The organism is Burkholderia sp. 572 (genome assembly GCF_040545135.1).
GTDB lineage: Bacteria > Pseudomonadota > Gammaproteobacteria > Burkholderiales > Burkholderiaceae > Burkholderia > Burkholderia cepacia.
This window is the reverse complement of the sequence record NZ_JBEPLH010000003.1, coordinates 183042-202885: the sequence shown is the minus strand read 5'-3', so window position 1 is coordinate 202885 and position 19844 is coordinate 183042. Positions and strand designations below refer to the sequence as shown.

General features: G+C 67.2%; 18 protein-coding genes. 10 read left to right on the top strand and 8 right to left on the bottom strand.

Annotated elements, in window-relative coordinates; genetic code table 11:
- Window positions 1-106: 106 nt before the first annotated feature.
- Window positions 107-1672 (bottom strand): glycoside hydrolase family 68 protein, encoded by a 1566-nt coding sequence (locus ABIC51_RS07145; RefSeq protein WP_175897996.1) that lies wholly within the window; start codon window positions 1670-1672, stop codon window positions 107-109.
- 187 nt (window positions 1673-1859) lie between these two features.
- On the opposite strand from ABIC51_RS07145, the gene ABIC51_RS07140 reads away from it, so the two are divergent.
- The 5 genes from ABIC51_RS07140 to ABIC51_RS07120 all read left to right on the top strand — a co-directional run bounded on the left by ABIC51_RS07140 (window position 1860) and on the right by ABIC51_RS07120 (window position 7017).
- Entirely contained in the window at window positions 1860-2900 is a 1041-nt protein-coding gene (locus tag ABIC51_RS07140; protein ID WP_027791475.1) for a substrate-binding domain-containing protein, read from the top strand.
- A gap of 397 nt (window positions 2901-3297) precedes the next feature.
- On the top strand, window positions 3298-3984 hold the full coding sequence (locus ABIC51_RS07135) for a type 1 glutamine amidotransferase domain-containing protein (RefSeq protein WP_059683383.1): 687 nt from the start codon (window positions 3298-3300) through the stop codon (window positions 3982-3984).
- Window positions 3985-4125: 141 nt separating this feature from the next.
- Window positions 4126-5235, top strand: coding sequence for an NADH:flavin oxidoreductase/NADH oxidase (locus tag ABIC51_RS07130; RefSeq protein WP_175897995.1), 1110 nt, complete (start codon window positions 4126-4128; stop codon window positions 5233-5235).
- Window positions 5236-5359: 124 nt separating this feature from the next.
- Window positions 5360-6430 (top strand): AI-2E family transporter, encoded by a 1071-nt coding sequence (locus ABIC51_RS07125; protein WP_134255763.1) that lies wholly within the window; start codon window positions 5360-5362, stop codon window positions 6428-6430.
- Window positions 6431-6642: 212 nt separating this feature from the next.
- Window positions 6643-7017, top strand: coding sequence for a hypothetical protein (locus tag ABIC51_RS07120; RefSeq protein WP_049097651.1), 375 nt, complete (start codon window positions 6643-6645; stop codon window positions 7015-7017).
- Window positions 7018-7042: 25 nt separating this feature from the next.
- On the opposite strand, the gene ABIC51_RS07115 is transcribed toward ABIC51_RS07120, so the two are convergent.
- On the bottom strand, window positions 7043-7837 hold the full coding sequence (locus ABIC51_RS07115; RefSeq protein WP_059696233.1) for an SDR family NAD(P)-dependent oxidoreductase: 795 nt from the start codon (window positions 7835-7837) through the stop codon (window positions 7043-7045).
- Window positions 7838-8007: 170 nt separating this feature from the next.
- On the opposite strand from ABIC51_RS07115, the gene ABIC51_RS07110 reads away from it, so the two are divergent.
- A complete protein-coding gene (locus ABIC51_RS07110; RefSeq protein ID WP_027791481.1) occupies window positions 8008-8853 on the top strand; it encodes a helix-turn-helix transcriptional regulator in 846 nt (281 codons plus the stop codon).
- Window positions 8854-8926: 73 nt separating this feature from the next.
- Here ABIC51_RS07110 and ABIC51_RS07105 read toward each other — a convergent pair whose 3' ends face one another.
- The 4 genes from ABIC51_RS07105 to nthA all read right to left on the bottom strand — a co-directional run bounded on the left by ABIC51_RS07105 (window position 8927) and on the right by nthA (window position 12253).
- Window positions 8927-9514 carry a LysE family translocator gene (locus tag ABIC51_RS07105; RefSeq protein ID WP_012338243.1) on the bottom strand — a complete coding sequence of 196 codons (588 nt, stop codon included), beginning with the start codon at window positions 9512-9514 and terminating at the stop codon, window positions 8927-8929.
- Between the two features lie 184 nt (window positions 9515-9698).
- Window positions 9699-10961, bottom strand: a complete 1263-nt coding sequence (locus ABIC51_RS07100; RefSeq protein WP_175897994.1) for a GTP-binding protein — start codon at window positions 10959-10961, stop codon at window positions 9699-9701.
- A complete protein-coding gene (nthB, locus tag ABIC51_RS07095) occupies window positions 10958-11611 on the bottom strand; it encodes a nitrile hydratase subunit beta (RefSeq protein ID WP_354006393.1) in 654 nt (217 codons plus the stop codon). Before nthB ends, ABIC51_RS07100 begins: the two co-directional genes overlap by 4 nt.
- Before the next feature lie 42 nt (window positions 11612-11653).
- Window positions 11654-12253, bottom strand: coding sequence for a nitrile hydratase subunit alpha (gene nthA / locus ABIC51_RS07090; protein ID WP_027791484.1), 600 nt, complete (start codon window positions 12251-12253; stop codon window positions 11654-11656).
- Window positions 12254-12765: 512 nt separating this feature from the next.
- On the opposite strand from nthA, the gene ABIC51_RS07085 reads away from it, so the two are divergent.
- From ABIC51_RS07085 to ABIC51_RS07070, 4 genes are all read left to right on the top strand, one after another.
- Window positions 12766-13662: a transporter gene (locus tag ABIC51_RS07085; RefSeq protein WP_319000308.1), complete on the top strand. Its 897-nt coding sequence runs from the start codon at window positions 12766-12768 to the stop codon at window positions 13660-13662.
- 92 nt (window positions 13663-13754) lie between these two features.
- A complete protein-coding gene (oxdA, locus tag ABIC51_RS07080; protein ID WP_060195900.1) occupies window positions 13755-14813 on the top strand; it encodes an aliphatic aldoxime dehydratase in 1059 nt (352 codons plus the stop codon).
- A 55-nt stretch (window positions 14814-14868) separates the two neighbouring features.
- Complete coding sequence (locus ABIC51_RS07075) at window positions 14869-16395, top strand: amidase (RefSeq protein ID WP_146253224.1); 1527 nt, start codon at window positions 14869-14871, stop codon at window positions 16393-16395.
- A gap of 144 nt (window positions 16396-16539) precedes the next feature.
- A complete protein-coding gene (locus ABIC51_RS07070; protein WP_226128341.1) occupies window positions 16540-17580 on the top strand; it encodes an AraC-like ligand-binding domain-containing protein in 1041 nt (346 codons plus the stop codon).
- A 73-nt stretch (window positions 17581-17653) separates the two neighbouring features.
- On the opposite strand, the gene ABIC51_RS07065 is transcribed toward ABIC51_RS07070, so the two are convergent.
- Complete coding sequence (locus ABIC51_RS07065) at window positions 17654-19129, bottom strand: heavy metal sensor histidine kinase (protein WP_060171021.1); 1476 nt, start codon at window positions 19127-19129, stop codon at window positions 17654-17656.
- On the bottom strand, window positions 19126-19821 hold the full coding sequence (locus ABIC51_RS07060) for a heavy metal response regulator transcription factor (RefSeq protein WP_021159240.1): 696 nt from the start codon (window positions 19819-19821) through the stop codon (window positions 19126-19128). The genes ABIC51_RS07065 and ABIC51_RS07060 overlap by 4 nt, the downstream gene beginning before the upstream one ends.
- Between the last annotated feature and the right edge of the window lie 23 nt (window positions 19822-19844).

Below are 19844 nucleotides of genomic sequence, written 5' to 3'. Positions count from 1 at the left end.
CAATGGATGGAAGGAAAAAAGTGGAGGCGCGCACGCGACACGCGCGATATGCGCCTCCCTAACCCCGTGCCTTTATCGATGATCGTTATTGCTGGTTATCCCGGCTTCACGGGTTGTGGCCGTCGCCCGTCGCGGGCAGGTTCGCCGGAATGTCGCCGTAGCCGCCGAGCCCGCCGCGGCCATACGTGCGATCGACCGCCGTCGACGTTCCGTTGATGCCGACCTTCACCGTCGGCGCGAGCGTGCCGCCGCGACGCGGGCCGATCGCATCGATGAACGACTCGACGAGCCCGCCCGGCATCACGTAGTGCGAATACGACTGGAATTCGCGCGGGTTCTGGTTGGGATCCTGCGAATACGGTGCACCGGCCGGCGCGGAGAAGTCGGTCGGGTTGCCGAGCACGAGGCCGCTGCCCCCGTTCAGCGGCAGGAAGTCGCTGCGGATGCCGTTGCCGACGAAACCGTACACGCCGTCCGGGCCGTCGACGCCGGCCGCCATCGTCGTGCGGTGGCTGATCGTGAACAGGTAGTACTTGCCGTCCTTCAGGTAGATCTGCGGGCGCTCGGTCTGGTCGTCGACGCAGTTCGCCGACAGGATCGGCGGCAGGAACTTCCACTCGGTCAATTGCGGGTTCGTCGCGACCGCCAGGCCGACATTGGCCTTTTGATACACTGCGCCCGAATTCATCACCGCGTTGAGATCTTCCTTGTACGGATCGTTCGGCGCGTAGCCGAGATCGGTCTCGGTGCAGGTGCGTGCGCCGCGCTGGCCGCCCGTATTGCCTTCGAACACCATGTAGGTCTTGCCCGGGTGCGCGGGATCGGTGAACACGAACGGATCGCGGAACGAGAAGTAGGTGTTCTGCTGGCCGGTCTGGTAGTAGTTGCCGTCCGGTTGCAGCAGCGCCTTGTGATCGTCGAAGCCGGAGAACCACACATGCTTGTCGTCGGCGTGGATGTGGCCGTCGGCGCGCGTGATGATCGCCTGCGGCGGCGTGATGTCCGCGCCGCCGGGCGCCGAGCGGTTGAACGACGTCGCGGTGTAGTACAGGCTGACGTTGCTGCCGTTCGTGAGGCGCGCGGAGCCGGACCATTCGGCGTTGTTGGTCATCGGTGCGGTGCCGAATACCCTGGCGCTCGCGCCGTCCGGGAACAGGTGGCCGCCCCAGGTCCAGCCGCCGTTGGCGGGGCGCTGCGACGCGGGGATGCCCGCGCGGCGATAGAAGAAGCCGATGCGGGCGTGGACGTGACGGTCGTCGAACGTGTAGCCCGCGTGCGGATCGGCGGTGAGCGAGAAGATCACCTCCCAGCCCTTGTAGCTGAGCTGGTTCGCGCGCAGGTCGGCCAGCGGCCACGTGTCCCATACCCACACGTTCGAGTTGATCAGCGGGAAATCCTGCGGGATGTCCGGCATCGTCAGCGCTTGCGGCAGCGAGTTCTTGTCGGCGCCGGCGGTGTGCGACTGCGCGACGATCTGGCGGATGTCCGCACGCGTCCAGCGCATCGTGAAGTTGCCTTCGGGATCGTAGGCCTGCTGCGTATGGGGCGTGGGCATGGGCGCGCCCGTGCCGCTGGACTGCGCGTGCGCGACGGACGCGAAGGCGGCAAGTGCGCCGCCAGCGAGGAGCAAACGTTTGGTCGTCGTCGGGCGGAAAAGGGGAAAGTATGTCATCTCGTCGTCGTTTCCTGGAAAGGTCAAAGTGAACGGCTGAGTGGGCATCGATGTCCAAACCGGTTTGGATGCTATTTCAAACCGGTTTGGAACGCAAAAGATATTTAATTGACGGTAATCGTTACCAATTGGAAATAATTACCCGGCCGGTGCATCCCTGTGTTCGGGCGGCCGGGCGGATCGGCGAATGCGAGGAGTGACGGTGAAGGTGAATCTGAAGGCGCTGTCGGACGCGCTCGGGCTGTCGCGGACGACGGTCAGCCGTGCGCTGAACGGCTACGACGACGTCAGCGAGGCGACGCGCGAACGCGTGGCGCGAGTTGCACGGGAAATGGGCTATGTGGCGGACCCGACCGCGCGCCGGCTGGCGACCGGTCGGGCCGACATGATCGGGATCGTTTATCCGTTCGGCGCGGGCGATCTCGGCGATCCGCGTTTCGGCGAGGTCGTCGCGGGCATCACCGAGCGGCTCGCGGAACGCAATCTCGATTTCATCATCGCGTCGGCGCGGCCGAACGCGGAACTGGACACCTATCGGCGCATCGTCGAAGGCAAACTCGTCGACGGCCTGATCGTCGCGCGAACGCTGGTCGACGATCCGCGCATCGCGTACCTGCAGGCGAGCGCGTTTCCATACGTGGCGTACGGCCGGACCCGGATGGCCGAGCCGTACGCGTGGTTCGACTTCGACAACGAAGCGGGCGCGCGGGACGCGGTGCGCCGGCTGACGGGTTTCGGGCACCGGCGCATTGCGATGATCAGCGCGCCGCTTGCCCTGAATTTCGCCGCGCAGCGCCGTGCAGGCTATCTGTCGGCCCTGCGCGAAGCCGGCATCGAGCCGGATCCGGCGCTGCTCGTCGAGTGCCCGTTCACGCACGACGGCGGGTTGCAGGCGGTGCGGGCGCTGCTCGCGCGCGCCGAGCGGCCGACGGCGCTGCTGGTCGACAACAATATCGCGGGCGGCGGCGCGTTTCGGGCGCTCGTGGACAGCGGGCTGCGCCTGGGCGAGGACATGTCGCTGATCGTCTACGACGGCGTGCCGCCGGGCCTCGCACACCCGTATCGCGTGACGGCGGTCGTACAGCCGACCGGCCACGCATCGGGGCGCTCGCTCGCGGAACTGATGCTGCGCCTGCTGGGCGACGGCGTGCGCGAGCACCGTCTCGAGGCGCCGGCAATCGAGGCGGGCGACACCGACGGTCCGTTGCGCGACCAGCCGGCGCGGTGAAGGCGAGGGGCGTGAGCACCTGCGGACACCCACGGATCGCGCCCCTCGAGAAAGGCCATGACGTCGGCAGGGATGATTGTCCGACTACTAGACGACCGGTCTAATTCGCGACTATCATCCGTCCTCGTGAATGCGGCGACGTCCGTGGCGCAGGCAAGCAAGGCGCGAAAATGCCATCTCGCGCCGTGGTGCTGGTAGCGCGGCGAGACGCCGTCGTTTTATTTTCGAATATTCTAGACGACTGGTCTAATAGGCGCATGTCGCATTCGGATACGCGGGTCGCACGATGACGCGTCACAGCTGACTAACTGACAGGCGCGGACAGGCGCGCCGCGCCGGCCGGTTTTCTGGATCATGCGGCCCCGTTCCCGTCAACTTTTCGAAGGAGTGTCCGATCATGAAGATTCTGGTTGTCCTGACCTCGCACGACACGCTCGGCGACACCGGCAAGAAGACCGGCTTCTGGCTCGAGGAACTGGCCGCGCCGTACTACGTGTTCAAGGATGCGGGCGTCGAGCTGACGCTCGCGTCGCCGAAGGGCGGCCAGCCGCCGCTCGACCCGAAAAGCAGCGATCCGGCCGCCCAGACCGACGCGACGCGCCGCTTCGAAGCCGATGCAGCGGCCAAGGCCGAACTGGCGTCGACGCGCAAGCTGGCCGACGTGTCCGTTGACGACTACGACGCCGTGTTCTACCCCGGCGGCCACGGCCCGCTGTGGGATCTCGCCGAGGATCTGCATTCGATCGGCCTGATCGAGCGCGCGCTGGCGGCCGGCAAGCCGGTGGCGGCGGTCTGCCACGCGCCGGGCGTGCTGCGTCACGTGAAGAATCCGCAGACCGGCGAATCGGTCGTGCGCGGCAAGCGCGTGACGGGCTTCACCAACAGCGAGGAAGCGGCCGTCGAACTGACGGAAGTCGTGCCGTTCCTCGTCGAGGACATGCTGAAGACCAACGGCGCGCAATTCGAACGCAGCGCCGACTGGGCGCCGCATATCGTCACCGACGGGCTGCTGATCACGGGGCAGAACCCCGCATCGTCGGCGCCCGCCGCCGAGGCGCTGCTCGCGCAACTCGGCCGCCGTTGAGCCGATGGCGCCGGCCGGGCCGGCGCCGCACCGTATCCGTCGCCGGGCGCAAGCCGTCCGGCGACGGCCCGAATCGTTCCGTCGTGCGCACTGCACGGCGCGTTTCCCGTCGTTTTGCAGAACCAAGCAAAGGAGCCGTGGATGTCTGCCCTGTTCGAACCGTTCAAACTCAAGGATGTCACGCTGCGCAACCGCATCGCGGTGCCGCCGATGTGCCAGTACGTCGCCGAGGACGGCGTCGTCAACGACTGGCATCACGTGCATCTGGCCGGCATCGCGCGCGGCGGCGCGGGCCTCGTGATCGCCGAGGCGACGGCCGTGTCGCCGGAAGGGCGCATCACGCCGGGTTGCGCGGGGCTGTGGACCGATGCGCAGGCCGCAGCGTTCGCGCCGTCGGTCGCGGCGATCAAGGCCGCCGGCGCGGTGCCCGGCATCCAGATCGCGCACGCGGGCCGCAAGGCGAGCGCGAACCGTCCGTGGGAAGGCGACGACCATATCGCCGACGGCGATCCGCGCGGCTGGCAGACCATCGCCCCGTCGGCCGTGCCGTTCGGCGCGCACCTGCCGAAAGTGCCGGGTGAAATGACGCACGACGACATCGCCCGCGTGCAGGCCGATTTCGTCGCATCGGCGAAGCGTGCGCGCGATCTCGGCTTCGAATGGCTCGAATTGCACTTTGCGCACGGTTATCTCGGCCAGAGCTTCTTCTCGGTGCATTCGAACCACCGCACCGACGAATATGGCGGCTCGGCCGAGAATCGCGGCCGCTTCCTCGTCGACACGCTCGCGGCCGTGCGCAAGGTCTGGCCCGAGCACCTGCCGCTGACCGCGCGCCTGGGCGTGATCGAATACGACGGCCGCGACGAAGAGACGCTCGCCGAGTCGATCGCGCTCACGCAGCGGATGAAGCGGGAAGGGCTCGACATGCTGAGCGTGTCGGTCGGCTTCTCGACGCCCGCCGCGCAGATTCCGTGGGGTCCGGCGTTCCTCGCGCCGATCGCCGAGCGCGTGCGCCGCGAGGCCGGGCTGCCGGTGTCGTCCGCATGGGGGATCGACACGCCGCAACTGGCGAACCGCGTGGTGGCCGAAGCGCAGCTCGATCTCGTGATGGTCGGTCGCGCGCACCTGGCCGATCCGCACTGGCCGTACTACGCGGCCAGGCAGCTCGGCGTCGAGCGTCCGTCGTGGACGCTGCCCGCGCCGTACGCGCACTGGCTCGAGCGCTACCGGATCGCCGACAAGGCGGCCTGAGCCGCCTTGACGACACGGCGCGCGCATCTTGCGCGTCGCCGATCCGGCGCCGATGGATAGAATGGCGGTTCATGCAGGCCGGTTGCCTGCGCGAACCGCCATTTTTCATTTCGACAGAGGTGCCATGGGCGCACACGTCCCGTCGTCTCACGACCCCGCCGCACGGCCGCGCGCGCAGCAGGTTGCCCGCGTCGTGCTGTATGCGGCGCTGCTGGTGCTCGCGCTGTGGATCATCCGCGACTTCATTCCCGCCATCGCATGGGCCTGCGTGATCGCCATCGCGATGTGGCCGCTGCTCAAATGCTTCGAATCGCACCGGCTGTTCCGTGACCGGCCGACGCTGATCGCGACCGTCATCACGGCCGCGATCTCGCTGCTCGTCGTGCTGCCGATCGCGGTCGCGGCCGTCCAGGCGATCGGGCAGGCGCACGACCTGCGCGAGTGGCTGAAGTCGGTCCAGGACAGCGGCATTCCGTTGCCGGACGTCGTCAGCCGGCTGCCTTACGGTTCGGCTCAGATCACCGAATGGTGGCAGGCCAATCTCGGCCATCCGCTGCATCCGGCCAGTGCGATGCACGGCGTCAACAGCGAGAAATTCCTCGCGTTCGGGCGGCAGTTCGGCACGAAGCTCGCGCATGTGCTGCTCGAATTCGGCTTCATGCTCGTCACGCTGTTCGTGATCCTGCGCGCGGGCCACAAGCTGTCGGGCGCATTGCTGCAGGGCGCGCGGCGCGCGTTCGGGCACAACGGCGCGGAACTTATCGACCGGATGGTCAAGGCCGTGTACGGCACGGTGACGGGGCTCGTCGTCGTCGGGCTCGGCGAGGGTGCGCTGCTCGGCATCGCGTATGCGCTGGCCGGCGTCCCGCATGCGGCGCTGCTCGGCCTCGTCACGGCGATCGCCGCGATGCTGCCGTTCTGCGCGCCGATCGTGTTTTGCGGCGCGGCGCTCTGGCTGTTCGTGCAGGGTGCGACGGTGTGGGCCGTCGTAGTGGCCGTGCTCGGTTTCGTCGTCGTGTTCGTCGCCGAGCATTTCGTGCGGCCGGTGCTGATCGGCAGCTCGGCGCGGCTGCCGTTCCTGCTGGTGCTGTTCGGCATCCTCGGCGGCGCCGAGACGTTCGGCCTGATCGGGCTGTTCGTCGGCCCCGCGCTGATGACGGTGCTGACGATGCTGTGGGCCGAGTGGATCGCGTGACGATGCGCGACGTTATGCCGATTTGACGCATCGGCGCGGCGGGTTCGATGCGCGTGCAAGCATGTGGGGGCTGCAACGACCGGGCTTGCGCGCGGGCATGACATGCAGGGATTCGTATAAAGATCTCTACATTTCTTTTCGATCCGGACCCAAAGGTCGAGTAGCATGGGGCTTTCGATCACGCCGGCATGGCGCAGCAGATTTTCCCAAGCATGCGATTGATTTCGATGGCCCGTCCCGCAGCGACGCTGTCCCTGGCCGCCAGCTGCCTGATGTTGCACGGCTGCGCGTGGTTCGACTCGTGGCTGCCATTTTCGTATTCACGCACGCCGCTCGCGCGGGCCGCCTCGCGGCACGGCGCGACGCGCGCCGACGTCGTCCGCGCGGCCGGCAACCCGCGCAGCGTCTGGATGGTCCGCAACGGCAGCGGCGTCTGCTACAACTACTTCATCGAGCACGGCAACGATCACCGCGAATATTTCGTCGTGTTCGACAGGGCCGGCATCGTCACGCAACACGGCTTCGATTCGTGCATGAACGCCGACCGCAAGGGCACGCTCCAGCCGGGCAAGGCCGCTTCGCGCTAGCGCGGCGGCCGTGCCCGGCCCGCCGTCACGCGATCGTGTCGACCACGCCGCCGTCCACCCGCAACGCGGCGCCCGTCGTCGCCGAAGCCTGCGGCGAGCACACGTAGACCACCAGGTTCGCGACTTCCTCGGGCGTCGCCGGCCGCTGGATGATCGAGCTCGAACGGTGGTTGCGCACGAATTCCACGGCCACGTCTTCCACGCTGCGGCCGGTTTCGTCGGCCGTTTCCTTCAGCAGCGCCCGCACGCCGTCCGACATCGTCGGCCCCGGCAGCACCGAGTTGACGGTCACGTTGGTGCCGGCCGCGAGCTTCGCGAGGCCGCGTGCGATCGACAGCTGCGCGGTTTTCGTGAATCCGTAATGAATCATGTCGACCGGGATGTTCAGGCCCGATTCCGACGAAATGAACACGATGCGGCCGGCATTGCGTTCGATCATCCCCTTCAGGTAATGCCGCGCGAGCCGCACGCCGGACATCACGTTCATCTGGAAGTAATGTTCCCACTCGGCGTCGTCGATCTCGAAGAACGCCTTCAGGCCGTAGATGCCCGCATTGTTGACGAGGATGTCGGCCGCGGGCGTGTGCTGCGTGATGCGGGCGACACCCGCGGCATCGGAGAGATCGGCCGCGATGCCGTCGAAGCCCGCGTCGGGGACGGCCGCGCGCAGGTGCGCGAGCGCGGACTGCACCGACGCATCGCTGCGGCCGTTGACGACGACGCGCGCACCGGCGCGCGCGAGCCCTTCGGCAATCGCGAGCCCGATGCCGGCGGTGGAGGCGGTGACGACCGCGGTCTTGCCTTTCAGATCGATATGCATGAGCGTGACGGAAGAGGAGTGAACGAAAACCGCCGCGGGCGCCGCGGCGGACGGAATTCAAAGCTTAGGCGAAACGGCGCAATCCCGTATCGAAGCGTGGCGTTCCGGTTGCGCCGCGCCGCACAGTCTTGTACGGTGGGCGGTCGCCGTCCGAACCGGGAGCCCGCCGCGTGAGCCGTACCGCCAACCGATCCGTCGTACCGTCGCCGTTCTGGCGCGATGCCGCGCTGCCGTTCATCGAGGCGCGCACCGTCGACGACGGCCGCGCGATCTGCTACGCGAAGCACACGCACGACACGTTTTCGGTGGGCGCGATCGTCGGCGGCACGAGCACCTACGTGAACGGCGCGACGCACGAGCACGTCGGGCGCGGCGTGCTGGTGATCATCGATCCGGAACAGGTGCATGCGTGCAATCCGTACGGCCCGGACGCGTGGGCGTACCGGATGGTCTATGTCGACGTGCCGTGGCTCGCGCGGCTGCAGCATTCGCTGGGCCGCGATCCGAACCGCGATTTTCACGGCTTTTCGCCGAAGTTGACGGAACGGCGCGACCTGTTCGCGCAATTTGGCGGCTTCTACCGGACGCTCGTCGCGCCCGGCATCGATCCGCTCGGCAAGGAGAGCGCGGCGGTCGAATTCTTCACGGCGCTGCACGGCGCGCTCGACCGCGAGCTGCCCGGCCCGCGCGCCGGGGACGACAACGCCAAGCTCGCGCGCGCGGCCGACTACATCGCCGCGCATTGCCGCGAGGGCGTGACGCTCGATGCGATCTGCGCGGCCGCCGATTTGTCGCCGTCGTACCTGATCCGCGCGTTCAACGCGCGCTACGGCATGACGCCGCATGCATTCCTGATCGACCGCCGCGTGCAGTACGGCCGCACGGAGCTGCGCCGCGGCCGGCCGATCGCCGACGTCGCGCTCGACGCGGGCTTTGCTGACCAGGCACATTTCCAGCGCGCGTTCCGGCGGATCGCGGCCGCGACGCCCGGCCAGTACCGCAGCGCGACGAGCTGAACGGCAGCGCGCAGAGCGCGGAGTGCGCTCGCGCCGTCGATACGCCGAAGCGCCTGACCCGCGAGCCGGCCGGCTAGACGTCCAGCAGAAACAGCGCGCTGCCCGCGAGCAGCAGCGCCATCAGCCGGTTGAACACGCGCATCCTCCGCGCGTTCGCGAGCCGGTGCCGCAGCGATGCGCCGGCATATCCCCAGCAAGCGATTGACGCGAAACAGATCACGAGATACAGCGCGGCGAACTGCCAGACCTGCGCGCGGTCGCCGTCGGCCGCGTACGCGCCCATCGCGGCCACGCACGCGAGCCACGCCTTCGGATTCAGCCACTGCATCGCGGCGCCGGACGCCGCCGACGGGCCGGCCACGTCCGGGTCGGCCGACAGTCGGCCGTCGTCGAGGGCGAGCCGCAGCGCCATGTACAGCAGAAACGCGATTCCCGACCACTGCGTGGCGGTCGTCAGCACGGGCCAGCGCGCGAGCGCCGCGTGCAGCCCGAGGCCGATCAGCAGGAACAGCGCGACGAAGCCGAGCGTCGCGCCGGCCGCATACCGCAGGCTTGCGCCGAGACCGTGGCGCGCGCCCGCACTGAGCGCGACGATGTTGACGGGACCGGGTGTGATCGACGACGCCAGCGCGAACGCGGCCATCGAAACCAGCATGCTCATTGAGTGCCTCCATGCGAATGTCAAAGTCGCATCGAGACTAAAGAAGCCGCGCGTGCCGGTATTGAAGAAAACTGCCCTCGGCGACGCTGTCTGGATTCAGGCAACGCCGAACCGAGCACGGCGCTCACCGGTGCTCGACAGTCGTTGGACGCAGGCGTTGCAACCGAAGGCATCGAGTCTCACGTCACGGACGAGCGGCCGCCGCGAGCGCGTCGAACGCGTCGGCTTCCGGAAGCCGCAGCCACGACTCCGGGCCCGCGTCGATTTCCTCGACCGTCAGCAGGCACGCATCGAGTTCGCGACGCAGTCGGTCGTGATCGACCGACTGCCCGATGAACACGATTTCCTGCCGACAATCCCCTGCAGGCTCCTCCCATTTTTTCAGCACGCCATCGCGGCGATAGTCGTCGTGCGGCCAGTCCGACTGCGGGATGAATCGCCACCATCGCCCAACGTAACCCCACTGGAACGCGCCGCCCGTCTGCACGAGCATGGCGATCTCGGGATAGCGGTGCGCAGCCCAGACATAACCCTTGCAGCGAAGCAGCCGGCCGTTGTCCCACGGACGACGCAGCCATGCGAGCAGGCGTGCCGGATGAAACGGCGCACGTTCGCGATAGGTCCACGACGCGATTCCGTACGCATCCGATTCCGAGGGACGTTCGTCGATCTGCATGTGCTGCATCCATCCCGGCGATTCGACGAGCGCCGGCAGATCGAAGCGCCGGGTATCGAGCACGTCTGACGGATCGACCTTGCCGTGCTGCATCGGCAGGATTCGCGCAGATGGATTCAGCGACGCAAGAAGCGCGCGCAGCCGGTCGAAACCCGCGTGGCCGATCCGGTCGAGACGGCTCACGAGGATCACGTTCGCGTATTCGACTTGCTCGAGCAGCAGGTCCGACAGCTTGCGCGGCGGACCGGAATTGCCGTCGTTCGCGAGCGCCGCGTCGTGCGCGACCGGTTCGGCCGACGCGATCATGTCCTCGAACGTCTCGCCGTCGACCACCGTGACGAGCGTGTCCAGCCGTGCCAGCTCGCTCAGGCTGAAACCGTCTCGATCGAGAAACGCAAACGTCTCCGCGACCGGCATCGGCTCCGAGATGCCGGTCGATTCGATCAGCAGATAATCGAAGCGGCGCTGCCGCGCGAGCGTGCTGATCTGCTCCAGCAGATCGGCGCGCAGCGTGCAGCAGATGCAGCCGTTGCTCATCTCGACCAGTTCGTCCTCGCCTCGATGCAGCTCGACGTTGCGCCGCACATCGTCGGCGTCGATGTTCACTTCGCTCATGTCGTTGACGATCACGGCGACCTTCAGTCCCGCGCGATTGCGCAGGATGTGGTTCAGCAACGTCGTCTTCCCGGCGCCGAGAAAGCCGGACAGCACGGTGACCGGAATCCTCGGGCCAGGGGCGGCCGGCGCGCCTTGCTTCCCCGGCGTCGTCATGCGCTCTGCCCGGACGCGCGATCCAGGTAGCCTTCGAACAGGTCGACCACGACGTAGCCGTCGTCGGCGGCGTCGCCCCACAGATCCTTCACGCGGAACTCGACATGGTAGGTCGGCTGACGGGCGGCGCCGGTGTCGCCGTGGCCGATCGCGTCCGGGAAGGGCCACGATTCGGTCGCCCGGTGCAGCACGACGCCTTCTTTGCCGCGAACGTAGCCCGGCGCGCGGATGTGCCCGCTGACGTATTCGTCGCGAACGACGACACGCTCGCCGACCTCGAACCGCGTCGAGTCGGGCGGTGCCGCCCGGCCGCCGGATGTCGGCGGGTTCGCGAGCCGGAAATGCGAACCGAGCGCGCGGTCGAGTTCATCCTGCGTGAGCACGCCGGTTTCGACGAGCAATGTCGCCGTCGCGATCACGTAGCGCTCGTAGTAGCGCGTGCCGACATGCTGGCGTACGTCGATGCGTTCGACCGCGTGACGTACCTCGTCGACGCTGAATTTTTTCAGTTGGTCCACGCCGACGAACATCAGGCTGTACGCGAGATGTTCCCAGTCTTCCTTGAAGACCGGCTTGTAGCCGAGACTGTTGATCGTGTGCGGCACCGGGCCGAAACCCTGGAATCCGCCGAGGTCGTGAAAGCCGTCCATATGTGATCTCCGAGATGAAGGTCGAGAGCGAAACGGGGGGAGTCAGCGCGCGCGCGGCAGCGCCACGCCGATCAGCACGTCCTTCGTGACGAGCGTGCGCAGTTGATCCTCGGTCATGTGCTCGCTGCCGGCCGGCCGCACGGGCAGCACGAGATAGCGGCTTTCGGCGGTCGTATCCCAGACCTTCACGACGACGTCGTCGGGCAGGTCGGTGCCGAGCTCGCGCAGCACCGTGCGGCCCTCGCGGACGAGCCGCGCACGATATTCGAAGCCCTTGTACCACTCGGGCGGCAGCCCGAGCACCGGCCAGTTCGTGCATGAGCACAGGCTGCAGACGATCACGTTCTTCAGCGTGGGCGTGTCTTCGAGCGCGACGATGTACTCGCCCTGCGGGCCGGTGTAGCCGAACTGCGCGCACGCGGCCGTGCCGTCCTTCAGCAGCAGTTCGCGAAACGCCGGGTCGACCCACGCACGCGCGACGATGCGCGCGCCGTTGGCCGGATCCCAGGTCGTGGACATCAGCTCGGTCAGGCCTTCGATATAGCCGTCGGGGATCAGGTTCTTCTCTTTCATCACGCGAAACAGCGCCCAGGCACGTTCGCCGGGCGTCGAGGCTGTTTCCGCGGAAGGGGTCGCGCTCATCGTGGGGTTCCTTGTCGTGGTTCGGGTTGACCGCCGCCATCGCGGTGGTATTGCCGTGGCGGGGCGTGGACGCGTGGTGTCGGTCACGCTCGACGAGCAGGGTAAGAAGAGAAAAAGCGCGGTTCTTTGCCGGCACGGATCGGAAACTGTGCTGAGACGGCCCCGTGGCGCGGCATGGGGCCGATGCGCGCGGATGCACGGAGATGGGCGGCAATCGGCGGGGCGCCCGGGACGAAAACAGCGGCAGCGGCGCACGTTTTGCGACCGCTGCATGACATCGGAGGCGCAGGCCCGCCACAGCCAATTTCTTGTTCCGCCGGAAAACAGAACTGCGGATTTTGCCTTCCTATTCTCATCCTCAAGCGACGGCCGTTCGATGTCGCGAATCGCCGGCATCCCCGATGTAACGGCGGAACAACAGTCGGCCAGCATCCCGCGATTCCACCATCCGGCGACGGTTCCCGTTCGTCGTGCGTCGAGCGTGGCGGTGTCTGCGCAACCAGGTGAGGAGCATGATGGACAACGTCAACAGAATGAAACTGAAGCGAATCGCGCGCTGGATCGGTTTGTCGCTGATCGCCGTCGCATCGCATTACGCGGGCGCGGTCGAGGTCGATCCCGGCGACTATGAGCAGTATCCGGTCGGCGCGACGATCGGCGTGCTGTACTACAACTATTCCGCGACGAACGCCTACTACGCGAACGGCCACCGGACGTCGGATTTCGACCTGCAGTCGAATGTCGGCATCGCCCGCCTGCTGCATGTGTTCCAGCTCACCGACAGGCTCACGATCGATCCGCAGGTGTTGCTGCCGTTCGGTCATATCAGCAGCTTCGGCAGCGCCGGCGCGCTTGGCAGTACGAACGGTGTCGGCGACGTGATCCTGACCGCACCGTTGAAATTCCGCCTGAACGAAGCGAAGGACGTCGTCGCCGCGACGGTCTACGTCTACGCGCCGACCGGGAGCTACGACCAGAACCGCGGTCTCAATCTCGGCGCCAACCGCTGGTCGCTCGATTTCCAGGCAGCCTACGTCAAGCACTTTTCGCCGCAGTGGGCACTCGATCTCGTCGGCGATGCGATCTGGTACGGCAATAACACGTCGTACGGCGCGAGCGGTGCGACGCTGCATCAGCGGATGAGCTACAGCGCACAGGCGATGGTGCGTTACATGCCCGATCCGGGCACGTCGCTCGGGATCGGCGTCACGCAGCTCTGGGGCGGTGAAACGAGCGTCGACGGCACGGACAACAACGACGCGCTGCGCACGACGCGCCTGCGGATCACCGCGGCGAAGTTCGTGACGAAGGCCGACCAGGTGCAAATCCAGCTCGGCACCGACCTGAGCGTGCGCAACGGTCCGAAGAACAGTGTGCTCGCCGGCCTGCGTTACGCGCACATCTTCTGACCACCCGCATGCGCCGGAATAAGGCCGGTGCATGTCGCTCCTTCCCCACGTCGATACCCCGACACCCGATTCCCTTTCCAGAGAGGTCATGCATGGAATCCGCCATCGACAAACACCTGGTCTGCCCGCGGACGCTGTCGCGCCGCGTCGCCGATGACTACCAGCCGCCGTTCCCGATGTACGTCGCCCGGGCCGCCGAAGACCTGAGCCAGGTCGTGATGGGCTATTTCGGCGTGCAATACGGCGGCGCCGACAAGCGTGCGGCGGCACTGGCCGCTTTGCGCGGGATCGTCGCCGATTTCGGTGCGCAGGACGGCCCGAACAACTTCGATCTGACGCAACACACCGACGACCAGGGTTACGAGAACCTGATCGCCGTCGGCTACTGGCGCGATCCGGCCGCGTATGCGCGCTGGATTGCGTCGCCTGCACTCGTCGAATGGTGGGCCTCCGACGCACGCCTCGCGGACGGCATCGGCTACTTCCGGGAAATCGTCGCGCCGCGCGCCGAGCAGTTCGAGACGCTCTACGCGTTCACGAACGATTTCCCCGGCGTCGGCGCGATCATGGACGGCGTCAGCGGCGAGATCGAGGAGCACGGCTACTGGGGATCGATGCGCGACCGGTTCCCGATCTCGCAGACGGACTGGATGCGGGCGGACGGCGAGTTGCGCATCGTCGAGGGCGATCCGGCCCGCGGCGGCCGCGTGGTCGTGCTGGCGCACGACAACATCGCGCTGATTCGCTCCGGCCAGGACTGGCGCGCGGCCGAGCACGACGAGCGCCGACTGTATCTCGAGGAGATCGAGCCGACGCTGCGCAGCGGAATGGACTTCCTGCGCGACAACGGCACGGAGGTCGGCTGCTACAGCAACCGCTACGTGCGCTCGATCGATCTCGACGGCAACGTGCTCGACGAGAGCTACAACATCGGCCACTGGCGCTCGCTCGACCGCCTCGAACGATGGGCCGAATCCCATCCGACGCACCTGCGGATCTTCGTCACGTTCTTCCGCGTCGTCACCGGGCTGTCGAAACTGCGGCTGTATCACGAGGTTTCCGTCTTCGACGCGAAGCATCAGGTCTACGAATACGTGAACTGCCATCCGCGCACCGGGATGATGCGCGACGCCGTCGCCATCGCCCGCTGAATCCCGCCGGCACCGCCGGGGCCGGCGGTGCCGCTTACCGAACTGGAGAACGTCGATGGCCATCAAACGCCCGACCCGCGAACAACTGTCCGATATGGCAGCCGGCTTCGGCTTTCATCTCGATTCCCGGCAACTCGCCGAATACGACGATGCCTTGCAGGCGAACTTCGACGCCTACGATGCGATCGACGCGCTGCCCGACTATCTGCCCGTCGTCGCGTATCCGCGCACGCCCGGCTACCGCCCGGAAGGCGACGAGAACCGTTACGGCGCGTGGGCGCGCAAGAGCACGATCCACGGCGCCGCCGACGGCAAGCTGCGCGGCAAGACGGTGGTCGTGAAAGACAACATCTGCGTCGCCGGCGTACCGATGCGCAATGGCTCGACCACGTTCGAGGGCTACGTGCCCGATGTCGATGCGACCGTCGTCACGCGGGTGCTCGACGCCGGCGGCACGATCGCCGGCAAGTCGACCTGCGAGTACTACTGCTTTTCCGGCGGCTCGCACACGAGCGCGTCGGGGCCGGTGCACAATCCGCGCAAGGCAGGGTACTCGTCCGGCGGCTCGTCGTCGGGCAGCGGCGCGCTGGTCGCGAGCGGCGAGGTCGACATGGCGCTCGGCGGCGACCAGGGCGGCTCGGTGCGGATCCCGTCCGCCTATTGCGGCATCTACGGGATGAAGCCGACGCACGGGCTCGTGCCGTACACCGGCGCGATGCCGATCGAGGCAACCGTCGATCATCTGGGGCCGATGACGGGCAACGTGCTCGACAACGCGCTGCTGCTCGACGTGATCGCGGGCGACGACGGGCTCGATCCGCGCCAACGGACGTTGCCGCCGCGCGCCGACTATCTCGGCGCGATCCGCGACGGCATCGCGGGATTGCGGATCGGCATCCTGCGCGAGGCGTTCGGGCTCGCCAATTCGGAGAAAGTGGTCGACGAGGCCGTGCGGGCCGCCGCGCTCCGGTTGCGCAAGCTGGGCGCGCGCGTCGACGAAGTGTCGGTGCCGCTGCATGCGGCCGGCACCGCGATCTGGCTGCCGATTGCGGCCGAGGGCGCGACGCAGCAGATGATGAAGGGCAACAGCCATGGTTTCAACTGGGGCGGCCTGTACGTGACCGGCATGATCGATCATCACGCGGGCTGGCGCGAGCGCGCCGACGAGTTGCCGGATACCGTGAAGGTGACGATGCTGCTGGGCGAATACTTCACGAGCCGGTATCGCGGGCGTTACTACGCGAAGTGCCAGAACCTCGCGCGACGCTTGCGATCGGCTTACGACGCGGCGCTGCAGTCGTATGACGTATTGCTGATGCCGACCGTACCGATGCGCGCGTCGAAGCTGCCGGAGCCCGGTTGCGCGATGTCCGAGTCGCTGACGCGGGCGTTCGAGATGCTCGCGAATACCGCGCCGTTCGACGTGTCCGGGCATCCGGCAATGTCGCTGCCGTGCGGGGTAGCCGACGATCTGCCGATCGGGCTGCAACTGGTCGGGCGCCGTTTCGACGAGGCGACGCTCTACCGCGTTGCGTATGCGTATGAACAGTCGTCCGACTGGCGTCGGACGACGTGCGCATGACATGCCCGGAGCGGTAGCATGCCGCCGCCGCGCCGCGTGCCGGTTCGACCGGCCACGCGGCGTACGCGGTCATCGATTGGACAATGCGCTTTTGAACGGGCACGCTGTCGGCTGCGTGTTTGCTAACCCATGTGGGGCACGACCATGACGATGCGTCCTTTCCCGCGCGCCGCACGCGGCGACGCGCCCGGTCCGGCGTCCGGCAGCCCGCTGGACGAACGGACGAACGCGGCCATCGAGGTGCCGATCGACGGCTCGGTCAGCCAGCGTATCGAATTCTGGCGCGAGACGATTCTGCGCCTGTTCGCGGACGTGCAGATCGCGGCCGTGCAGAAAGTCGATTTCTTCGGCCGGGTGCGGCAGCGCAAGTGCGAAAAGATGCGAATCTCGGAAATCCACGCGAGCGAGCAGGCCGTGATACGGCGTTATCGCCAGGCGCGCAGCGAGTACGAGGACAAGTATTTCGGGGTCTTGATGCTCGAGGGCAGCCAGTCGGTCGAACAGGACGGCAAGATCGTCACGCTGCATCCCGGGGATTTCGCGATCTACGACGCGACACGGCCTCACCACCTGCAGTTCGGCCAGTCGTGGCGCGAGATCGTCGTCAGCATTCCCCGCGCGACGCTGAACCAGCTCGTCGTCGGGATGGAGCACCGCACGGCGTGCCCGACGCAAACCGGAGACGGCGTCGGCAGCGTCATGCGTGCGTTTCTCGAGCAGATGTCGTCGCAGATCCGCAGTGTGACCGAGGACGAGATGCGGCAGTTGTCGGATACCGCGATCACGCTGATCGCGATGACGCTCGGGGGCATGCAACGCAACGACCTCGCGCAATCGAGGATGAAGGCGTTGACTCTGACGCGTGTGAAGCGGCATGTGCTCGAGCACCTGCACGATCCGGAGCTGAACCCGATGATGATCGAGCGCTCGATCGGGATTTCGTCGCGGTACATCAACAAGCTCTTCGAGGCCGAGGAGACGTCGCTGATGCGTCACGTGTGGAACCTGCGGCTCGAACGGTGCGCGCAGGATCTCGCGAATCCGCAATGCGCGTCGCTGCGCGTATCGGACGTCGCATTGCGCTGGGGATTCAACGACATGTCGCATTTCAGTCGCGTGTTTCGCGAGCGGTTTGCGATGTCGCCGCGGGCGTGGCGCGAGCAGGGCGGCAAGCCGCGCGCGTAATGCGTCCCGGGCCGCGTTCGTGGCCGGCTAGCGCCGATCGGAGGCGGCCGGACGTCGACAGGCGCAGCCGCCTTCAGTGCAGCGCCCGCGGCGCGTGCGCCGGCCGCGAATCGGTGGAGTCGACCACGCCGGTTGCATCGGTTGCATCGGTTGCGTCTCCCGCGCGCAGCGGTCCGCCCGCGCAGGGTTCCGTCGACACCGAGAAGCCGAACGTGTTGACGCCGCCCGAACACGCGACGAATACGCTGCCGCCGTGCATCTCGGCGACGGCCTTGACGATCGACAGCCCGAGCCCGTGGTTCTCCTTGCTGTTCGCGCGGGCTTCCTCGAGCCGGTAGAAGCGTTCGAACACGTGCGAGCGCTGCACCGGATCGATCGGCTCGCCGGGGTTCGACACGGCCATCTCGACGAGCGTGTCGCGGCGCGTGATCGTCACGTGCAACGTCGCGCCGGGCGCGGAATGCTGGATCGCATTGATCAGCAGGTTCGTCATCGCACGACGGAACAGCGACGGATCGACGGCCGCGCGCGCGTCGCCGTGCAGTTCGGCGTGCAACTGCGCCTCGTCGAGCGGGATCTCGAGGAAATCGAGCATGCGCCGCACCTCGTCGGCGAGCGACACGTCCTTCAGGTCGGTCGCCCGTTCGCCGCGGTCGCTGCGCGACAGGAACAGCATGTCGTTGATGATCACGCGCAGCCGCTCGAATTCCTCGAGGTTCGACTGCAGCGTCTGCCGCATCCGCTCGACCGTGCGGTCGCGGCTGGTCAGCGCGACCTGGGTCTGGCCGATCAGGATGCTGATCGGCGTGCGCAGTTCGTGCGCGACGTCCGCGTTGAACGCCTCGAGCCGCGCGTAGGTCTGCTGGATGCGATCGAGCGCGCCGTTGAACGACGTGGCGAGGTCGCGCAGCTCGGCCGGCAGCGCGTCGGTGTGCAGCCGCTGGCGGCGGTTCGCGAGGCTGATGGCCGATGCATCCTGCGACAGCCGGTCGAGCGGCGCGAGCCCGAAGCGGGCCACCGCGCGGCTCAGCAGCAGCGTGATGATCGTCGCGATCGCGATCAGCCCGGCGAGCGTCCAGCCGAAGCGGCGCAGCATCCGCTGCGTGCGCTCGCACGAGCTGGCGACGATCAGCCTCAGTGTCGGCCGCTCGCCGTTGCCGGCCACCGTGACGGTCTTGGTCATCACGTCGTAGCTGCTGTCGTTCAGCGCGTAGCGCTGGAATGCGCCGAACGGCGCGCCGACGGGCACGCCGTCGACGGGCTTGCCGAACCGGAAATCCGGATTCGTGCTGTCGACCTGGTAACGCGTCGAGCCGTCGGGCGGTTCGAGATCGGCGAGCTTTTCCTGCATGAGGCGCCCGCGTTCGGACGTGAGCGCGTGCGACACGATCATCTCGGCGACCTTGGTGCGCGTATCGAGCGTCGCGCGCAGCTCGGCGAACAGCTGGCGCTCCATCATCACGAACAGCCCGCAGCCCACCAGCGTGAACACGAGCAGCGACACGATGCCGAACATCGCTGACAGCCGCAGGACGATCGAGCGTTTCATGCCGGCCTCTCGGTATCGCCGTCCTCGCGCGCCTCGAGCACGTAGCCCATGCCGCGGATCGTATGCAGCAGCTTGTCCGCGAACGGGCCGTCGAGTTTCGCGCGCAACCGCTTGATCGCCGTTTCGACGACGTTCGCGTTGCTGTCGAAGTTCACGTCCCACACGAGTTCGGCGATGGTCGTCTTCGACAGCACCTCGCCGCTGCGCCGCGCGAGCACGCCGAGCAGCTGGAATTCCTGTGCGGTCAGGTCGAGCCGCGTGCCGTCGCGGGTCGCGCGGCGGCCGATCAGGTCGACCCGCAGGTCGCCGATCGAGATCAGCGTCGATTCCTGCACGCGCGCGCGGCGCGTCAGCGCGCGCAGCCGTTCGATCAGTTCGAGGAACGAGAACGGCTTGGTCAGGTAGTCGTCGGCGCCGCCGCGCAAGCCCCGCACGCGGTCGTCGACGCGGTCGCGCGCGGTCAGCATGATGACGGGCGTCTGCTTCTGCGCGCGCAACGCGCGCAGCACGCCGAAGCCGTCGAGCTTCGGCAGCATCACGTCGAGCACGACCACGTCGTAGTCGAATTCGACGGCTTTCCACGCGCCGTCCTCGCCGTCGAGCGCGGTATCGACGACCCAGCCTTCCTCGGTCAGGCCGCTCTTCAGGTACTCGACGACTTTCGGTTCGTCTTCGACGATCAGGACTTTCATGTTCGAATCCGTTGTCCGCGTAA